The organism is Aminobacter sp. P4_H6_2, assembly GCF_056400805.1.
In genome coordinates this window covers 1-2690 of sequence record NZ_JBFUKO010000693.1, presented here as the reverse complement: position 1 = coordinate 2690, position 2690 = coordinate 1, and the positions used below count along the sequence as shown (strand labels likewise).

General features: G+C 59.7%; 3 protein-coding genes. All 3 read left to right on the top strand.

The genetic code is table 11. The annotated features are described in order from the left end of the window. The coding region (locus tag AC1DUU_RS28765) for a sulfatase-like hydrolase/transferase (RefSeq protein ID WP_476786738.1) at positions 1-1043 on the top strand (1043 nt) is incomplete at its 5' end. Positions 1044-1141: 98 nt separating this feature from the next. Further along, positions 1142-2155, top strand: a complete 1014-nt coding sequence (locus AC1DUU_RS28760) for an HAD family hydrolase (protein ID WP_476786739.1) — start codon at positions 1142-1144, stop codon at positions 2153-2155. 106 nt (positions 2156-2261) lie between these two features. Then, positions 2262-2690: DUF992 domain-containing protein (locus AC1DUU_RS28755; RefSeq protein WP_476786737.1), on the top strand; the 429-nt coding region annotated here is incomplete at its 3' end.

Below are 2690 nucleotides of genomic sequence, written 5' to 3'. Positions count from 1 at the left end.
GGTCGCCGGCCAACCAGACATGCAAGGATCAGGGGCCACTGACGCTTGAGCGCTCCAAGACGATTGACGAGGAGATTTCAGGTAAAGTCATCGACTTCCTCGACAGGAACGATCCGGAAAAGACCAAGAAGCCGTTCTTTGTCTGGTACAACCCGGCGCGCATGCACATCACGACGGTGTTGCCCGACAAATATCTGAACATGGTCGGTGAGACCGGCGGCAAGGACTGGGGCATCAACGAAGCCGGCATGAAGCAGATGGACGACAATATCGGCTACGTCTTGAAGAAGCTCGAGGAGATGGGAGAACTGGACAATACCATCGTCGTCTTCACCACCGACAACGGAGCCGAGACGATCACCTTCCCAGATGGCGGCACTACCCCCTTCAAGGGTGGCAAGCTCAGCACCTGGGAGGGYGGCATGCGTGCCCCGCTGGTCGTGCGCTGGCCCGGACACATCGARCCCGGCACGGTCAAGAACGACATCTTCGCCTCGCTTGACTGGCTGCCGACGCTCGTCGACATCGCCGGTGGCCCAAAGGGCGACGGGCTGAAAAAAGAGATCGAGGCTGGCAAGTATCCAGGGATCGTCAAGACCACGCTCGACGGGATCGATCAGCGTGAATTCCTGGAAGGCAAGTCGCCGTCCGCGCGCGACTCTTTCTTGTACTATTCCGGCAAGGAGCCATCGGCGGTTCGCTACAAGAACTGGAAGATGTATTTCGCAATGGTCTCCGACGACCCAGCTGGCTTCATCTCAGGCGTGCAACCCTACTCCTGGACGCAGGTCGTCAACATCAAGCGCGATCCGTTCGAGACCTCGGTCGGCCAACAGATCAAGACGCTGTTCGGAATGGCCGGCTCCATCGCCTCTCCGTCCACCGCCTATGTCTATGACTGGAACATCCTGCCCATAGGCCAGCAGTTGTGGCTAAGGCATCTCGAGACCTACATCGCCTATCCGCCGCTTCAGGACCCTGCAAGCTACAATCTGGAGCAGGTGATGCAGCAGGTCAAAGATATGAAGACAGGTCACGATTGACACACCCCGCCAAGGCCGGACGCCCCGTCACAGGGGCGTCCGATACCAAATCTTGCCCGGCAGTTCGGGCCCAACCACATCAACGATGGAGAGTTCAGATGCACGCATTCTCCAGGCTCGTTGGCGGAGCGTTCATAGGCCTTTGCGCATTTCTTGCGGCGGCATTGGCGCAGGCCCAGACCGATCCCCTGCCATCATGGAACGACACCGGCCCCAAGGCAGCCATCGTTGCCTTCGTCGAGAAAGTGACCAAGGCTGGCTCGCCGGACTTCGTTGCCGAGCCGGATCGCATCGCCGTCTTCGACAATGACGGTACATTGTGGGTCGAGCACCCGATGTATACCCAACTCGCCTTTGCGCTCGACCGCGTGAAGACAGAAGCGCCGTCGCATCCGGAATGGAAGACCACACAGCCGTTCAAGGCGGTGCTCGAAAGCGACATGAAGGCGCTCGCGGCAGGCGGCGAGAAGGGGCTGGTGGAACTCATCATGGCGACCCACRCCGGAATGACCAGCGACGAGTTCCARAAGATCGTCACCGACTGGATCGCAACCGCGCGTGATGGCCGGTTCAAGCGCCCCTACACCGARCTCGTCTACCAGCCGATGCTCGAACTGCTCGCCTATCTGCGYGCCAATGGCTTCAAGACTTTCATCGCTTCGGGCGGCGGCATCGAGTTCATGCGGCCATGGACCGARAAGGTTTATGGGGTGCCGGCAGAGCAGGTYRTTGGTTCGTCCATCAAGACGCAGTTCGAGATGAAAGATGGCACGCCTACGCTGTTTCGGCTGCCTGAGGTCAACTTCATMGACGACAAGGCTGGCAAGCCGTCCGGCATCAACGAGCAGATCGGCCGCCGTCCGATCGCCGCCTTCGGCAATTCCGATGGCGACCTCGAAATGCTGCAATGGACGACCTTGGGCAGCGGGAACGCCGGCCCGCGTTTCGGTCTCATCGTCCACCACACCGACGCCGAGCGGGAGTACGCCTACGACCGCAACACGGAGTTTGGCAAACTCGACGAAGCGCTCGATGCGGCTGCGGTGAACAATTGGACGGTYGTCGACATGAAGACGGACTGGAAGACCATCTTTCCGTTCGAACTGAAATARTGCCGAGTGGCAWWTAGCGAAAAAGCCGYCTCGCCGTAACAAGCGCAACGTYAGTCGTTGCTGACAGCTAAGTCAGTGAAGGCGGGGCAAAACGAAGGGGACGTCAATGGTTGATCTATCTCGAAAGGTATTTCTCAGCTGTGCCCTGGCGCTGATCCCGTTGGGTGCAAGTGCCCAGAATTCCGCGCAGATAGGCACGCTTWCATGCGATGTGTCTCGCGGCATCGGAATGTTCGTAGTTGAAAAGCAGACACTGTCGTGCGTCTTCCAGGACCGGGACGGCAAAGTCGAAAACTACRCMGGATCCATTGATCAGTTCGGCGTGGCSCTTGGGGAGGTTGGCTCGGGCCACCTGATCTGGGGTGTCGTCGCGACGGCCAGCGGCCTTCCSGCTGGWGCMTTGGCCGGTACCTATGCCGGGGTAGGCGCGAACGCCTCGTTCGGTGTCGGCGCAGGCGCCAATATTCTCGTCGGCGGGAGCGGCCGCGCGTTTTCGCTGCAGCCAATTGCCGTCGAAGGTCAGGAAGGCATCAAC